At 42.1% G+C, this 4,785-nt stretch carries 4 protein-coding genes; 2 read left to right on the top strand and 2 right to left on the bottom strand.

Annotated elements, in window-relative coordinates; genetic code table 11:
- Window positions 1-131: 131 nt before the first annotated feature.
- Window positions 132-1,013, bottom strand: a complete 882-nt coding sequence (locus Q3C19_RS17790) for a hypothetical protein (protein WP_204429340.1) — start codon at window positions 1,011-1,013, stop codon at window positions 132-134.
- A 3-nt stretch (window positions 1,014-1,016) separates the two neighbouring features.
- Window positions 1,017-2,186, bottom strand: coding sequence for a hypothetical protein (locus Q3C19_RS17785; protein ID WP_302731140.1), 1,170 nt, complete (start codon window positions 2,184-2,186; stop codon window positions 1,017-1,019).
- A gap of 496 nt (window positions 2,187-2,682) precedes the next feature.
- Between Q3C19_RS17785 and Q3C19_RS17780 the strand changes: the two genes are divergently transcribed.
- Both Q3C19_RS17780 and Q3C19_RS17775 read left to right on the top strand, forming a co-directional pair.
- A complete protein-coding gene (locus tag Q3C19_RS17780) occupies window positions 2,683-3,243 on the top strand; it encodes a restriction endonuclease subunit S (protein ID WP_117917951.1) in 561 nt (186 codons plus the stop codon).
- A gap of 7 nt (window positions 3,244-3,250) precedes the next feature.
- Window positions 3,251-4,780, top strand: a complete 1,530-nt coding sequence (locus Q3C19_RS17775) for a type I restriction-modification system subunit M (protein ID WP_302731137.1) — start codon at window positions 3,251-3,253, stop codon at window positions 4,778-4,780.
- Window positions 4,781-4,785: the final 5 nt, after the last annotated feature.

Below are 4,785 nucleotides of genomic sequence, written 5' to 3'. Positions count from 1 at the left end.
AAGGACGAGTCTGACCTCAATGCGCTCAGCCGGATCTGTGGCTGTTTTCCAGTATAGAGTGTTTGATTTGTTCATACTTTTATTGTTTTTATGAGGGAATACGGCAGTCATTCTACCGCATTCCCCGAATGTTATGATTTGATATTTATTTGTTCCTGTGCGGACTCCTTTTTCACGGTCCTCAGTCTTTTAAGGAGATACAGGAAATATTCACGGTCATAGATCCGGAAAAGAAATTCCTCTGATGTCTCCTTGATATGTCCGATGAAAGTTGCGGATTCCCTGTCGGGAGGATATTGAAAGAAATGTCCGTCGGAAACAAGGGTGAACTTCTTTCCTGATATATGGTCTATCAGTTCGTCCGGAGTTTCGTAATGTCCTTTCCCTTTATAGAACTGATAATGGTTCCGGCGAAGACTTTTCAGGGTATTCGCCATGTCCGTCCTTGCTTGTCTGGAATCTGATTGGATGACAAGGTTGCAGATGAATACGGGCTGTTTTCCGTCCAGTGAAAAATAATATGGAATGAGTCTGGTTCCGGTTGTGACCGTTTTGCCTGTTTCCTCTTTTGAGATCACGGCTTTTCGGTTGATGATTTCCATGTGACGGTCTATCTGACTGTCCAGTTCGGATTGCGGAGTAAGTACGGAGCGCAGGCCCTTGAAATATCTTCCTTGATGGGTGAAGCAGAAAGAGTACATATTTCCGTAATACGGTTCTCCCACAAAGAACGAGTTTTGTCTCATGCGCAAGGGTGGCAGTACATCCAGCAGGTCATAGTAGTCTTCTTCGGTGATTTCCTTGAACGGTTCGGACAGGGATTGATTGTATAGCCGCAGCTTCTTGTCTATATCAGAAGGTGTTACTGCTTTCAGATAGGGATTGTTTTCCCGTATGCGCAGTTCTTCTATTGTTTCCCCACCATAGTCATTGTGGAATCCGTCACTCATACTTGTCAGGCATGTTCCGTCGAAGTAGCGGAAATCGATTACATATTTCAATTGGTCTTTCATGTCTTATAGGTTTTGAAGGTTCAACACTCTTTTGACTGCATATACGGCATTCTGTGTAAGTTGCCGTTGCCATGCCTGGTATCTCGGCGACCATTTGAAACCGTATGATTTCAGTTCCCTGCGCCTCTGGTCATCCGGAATACTGTCAAACAGGATTTGCAGGCGGTCTGCCTCATAGTTCCATACCAGCGTTCCGCCTTCAAATTTCAGTTCACGGTTTTCCCGTTCTCTGATTTCCTGAAGTTTCAGTCTGGCCTGCCGTGCCATTTCCGTCAGTTGGAAGAAACGGTTCCGCGGAGTGATAACAGGTTTTTTGCATTGTGCATTGAAGTCTGTAATGAAGTCTACCGCTTTCTGTACGATTTCCACTTCTCCTTTTCCTGCATAGGTGCTTACCTTATTGAGGATACTGCTGACAAATAAGGCACGGCTGTATCCTCTTGCTTTACCGGTATCAATATCGTGAATGGTCTGTGCGCTGCTTGCAATGTCACGCTTCAGGCGGTTCCATGCCTCTTCCTGCTTCTGTTCTTCCGGTTTGGCAGCCTCTTTCATCCTTTCCATGGCAGCCTTGAAGCGGTTACGCCAGTCATGAAATTCATCAAATCTGTTCTGGTATGCGTCCAAGGCCTTGTTGTTGCGCTGGCAGTTGAATTTGGCAGGCCCTGTCACCATCGGACTGGCACATCGTGAGAGACTGCCCAACAGGGCGGAAAACTTGCTATGGTATGCACTGACATACTCGTTCTGCTTTTCTTCCGGAATCTGTTTCAGATCCTCTACAAGTTGTTTTTCATATTGCATGATGTCTGTTTCCGCCCTTGCTTCAGGTTCAAAGGAACTCCATCTGTATGCGTTGTATGCAGCATCAAGCAGGTCTTCCAGGTAGCCGGGATACAGGAATTCCACAGCTTCCCATTTTTCAAATTCAGACGGATGAAGTTCTGTTTCTCCGTCTGCCGCTTCGATTGTGTGTACATAGGAGCCCATTCCCGTACAGCGTTTACGGAAATGAAAAAGGACGGCTTCGTCATCCGTCCCTTGTTCTCTGATTTTCTTCACTCGGTAAGCATTCTTTCTTGTCAACGTGATAACCGTCTGTTTTCCGGTCTTGTCCTTCATGAGGTCTGCTACTGTACCTTCACATACCTTCTTTCCAACTTCTTCAGTCATATTCTTTTATTTAAATTAGACATGACCGGCTCCGTGGAGCCAGTATTTCAATTTCTTACTGGCCCGGCTGTTCTTTGCCAATGACCGGTGCAAGGCTTGGCGGAAAAAAATACCGGAGCGAAGCGAGGATGATTTTTTTCCAGCCAACCAGCCCGACAGGGCCGCCTTGCACAGTCAGTGGCAAAGGGCGATATTTGCTGTAAGAAATGAAATAATGGTATGATTTTTAGTCTTTATTGGGTTATATTATTCATATTCATAAGTATTTGCTTCTATTTTTTTTAAATTCTGGCTTTCCTATATCAATGTAACATGTATTTGGAAATGAGTTGTTTATTTTTTCAATTTAGGCAGAGATTATCATGTCATCGTATGAATAATATATGGTATTATACCTATGTAATATAAATAGTAATTAGATTACTTAGAAAAATATGTTATACTATTTGGAATCTTAAAAATAAGATGTATATTTGCATTGATAAATTAAAGTAAAATGATTACTAAGAAAAAAATATATCTAAAAGACCTTGCAGAAATCCTATCTGGAGTGTATGAGAAAACAGATCCTGATGGAGAGATAGCATATCTACAGACCAAAGATTGTACGGATGCGGTAATTATAAAATATGCTTCCCGAGTATTATTGACAGCTAAAATGCAGAAGAATTTATTGCAGGAAGGTGATATTCTTTTTGCCTCTAAGGGAGTAAATTACTTAAGTGTGGTATTTCGTGAGCAAGAAAAAGCGGTAGCTTCTACTTCTTTTTTCGTAATACGATTGAAATCACCGGTAGTTACACCTGAGTATCTTTGTTGGTTCTTGCGTCAACCTTCTATAAAGGCATATTTCAAAAGCAATCAGGTCGGTAGTGCAACACCACTTATTCATAAACCTGCTGTGGAAAATTTAGAGATACCCGTCCCTTCGTTAGAAGAACAAAAAACTATTGTAGCCATAGCTCGTTTGTCAAAAAGAGAAATGGAGCTACAACAAGCAATCATTGAAAAAAAACAGACCATTGTACAACAATTATTAATGAATAAAATAAAGTAATCAATATATGGAAATTCAACAAAAAACAGATCAGTCACAAATCAATCGTGTAGTTTGGAAAGCTTGTGACACTTTCCGTGGAGTGATAGATCCTAGTCAATATAAAGATTATATTCTGACTATGCTTTTCTTGAAATATGTCAGTGATGTGTACAAAGCCAAATATTCAGAATATTTGAACAGATACGAAGGAGATAAAGAACGGGCGGCCCGTTCCATGCGTCATGAACGTTTCCTTATTCCTGAAACCAGTTCATTTGATTATTTATATCAACACCGTACGGCGGACAATATCGGAGAGTTGATTGATATGGCATTGGCAGACATTGAGGATGCCAATCGTGAGAAAATGAGCAGTGAAGACGGTAGTAGTATTTTCCGTAATATCAGTTTCAATTCAGCTAATTTGGGTGAACCGAAAGAAAAGAATGCCCGATTGAAAAATCTATTGGTAGATTTCAGTGAACTGGAATTGGATGAATCTCATTTAGAAAATAATGATATCATTGGAGATGCTTATATGTATCTGGTCTCTACATTTGCTAGTGAGTCAGGGAAGAAAGCGGGAGAGTTCTTTACTCCGGCAGAAGTTTCAACTTTGTTGTCTAAACTGACAAAGAGTAAACCTGGTGCACGTATCTGTGATCCGACTTGTGGTTCCGGCTCTCTGCTAATTAAGGCCGGCAAGGAGGTGGGTAACAATAACTTCTCTCTTTACGGTCAGGAAGTAAATGGTAGCACTTGGGCGCTGGCCATGATGAACATGTTCCTCCACGGTTTCGACAACGCAGTGATACGCTGGGGAGATACGTTACGCAATCCGAAGCTGAAAGAGGATGACAAGTTAATGAAGTTTGATACAGTGATTGCTAATCCTCCATTTTCGTTAGACAAATGGGGAGCTGAAGAGGCTGCTCACGATTCTTATAACCGTTTTTGGAGAGGTGTTCCACCAAGGAGCAAAGGCGACTGGGCTTTTATTTCCCACATGATAGAAGTAGCTCAGGATGGTAGCGGTAAGGTCGGTGTAGTAATTCCGCACGGCGTACTGTTCCGCGGAACAAGCGAAGGCAAAATCCGCAAACAGGTGATTGATGAGAATTTGTTGGAAGCTGTTATCGGATTGCCGGCTAATCTGTTTTTTGGAACAGGTATTCCGGCAGCCATTGCCATTTTCAGTAAGGGGAAGAAGACGGACAATGTATTATTTATCGATGCCAGCAGAGAGTATGAAAACGGAAAGAACCAGAACAAGTTACGTTCGGAAGATATTAGCCATATCGTTTCTGTTTATCAACAGTTCACTGCGGGGCAGCTCGAACCCGGTGTCGCAGAAGAGAAATACGCTTTTGTAGCTACTCCTGCCGATATACAGGAAAATGACTATAATCTGAACATTCCTCGCTATGTGGACACTTTTGAGGAAGAAGCAGAAGTGGATATTCCGGCCGTACAGAAAGAAATTGATGCATTGGAGGCAGAATTAGCAGAGGTGCAGGCTAAGATGGGAGATTATTTAAAGGATTTGGGATATTAAGACTA

This window comes from Bacteroides sp. ET489, from assembly GCF_030518095.1.
Lineage (GTDB): Bacteria > Bacteroidota > Bacteroidia > Bacteroidales > Bacteroidaceae > Bacteroides > Bacteroides ndongoniae.
Note: the sequence above shows the minus strand (reverse complement) of the source record. Positions and strands in the feature narration are given on the sequence as shown.

What these genes read in the sequence shown, in the direction of transcription:
- Q3C19_RS17790 (WP_204429340.1), bottom strand. Translation starts at nt 1,013, where the DNA reads ATGAAAGACCAATTGAAATATGTAATCGATTTCCGCTACTTCGACGGA.
- Q3C19_RS17785 (WP_302731140.1), bottom strand. Translation starts at nt 2,186, where the DNA reads ATGACTGAAGAAGTTGGAAAGAAGGTATGTGAAGGTACAGTAGCAGAC.
- Q3C19_RS17780 (WP_117917951.1), top strand. Translation starts at nt 2,683, where the DNA reads ATGATTACTAAGAAAAAAATATATCTAAAAGACCTTGCAGAAATCCTA.
- Q3C19_RS17775 (WP_302731137.1), top strand. Translation starts at nt 3,251, where the DNA reads ATGGAAATTCAACAAAAAACAGATCAGTCACAAATCAATCGTGTAGTT.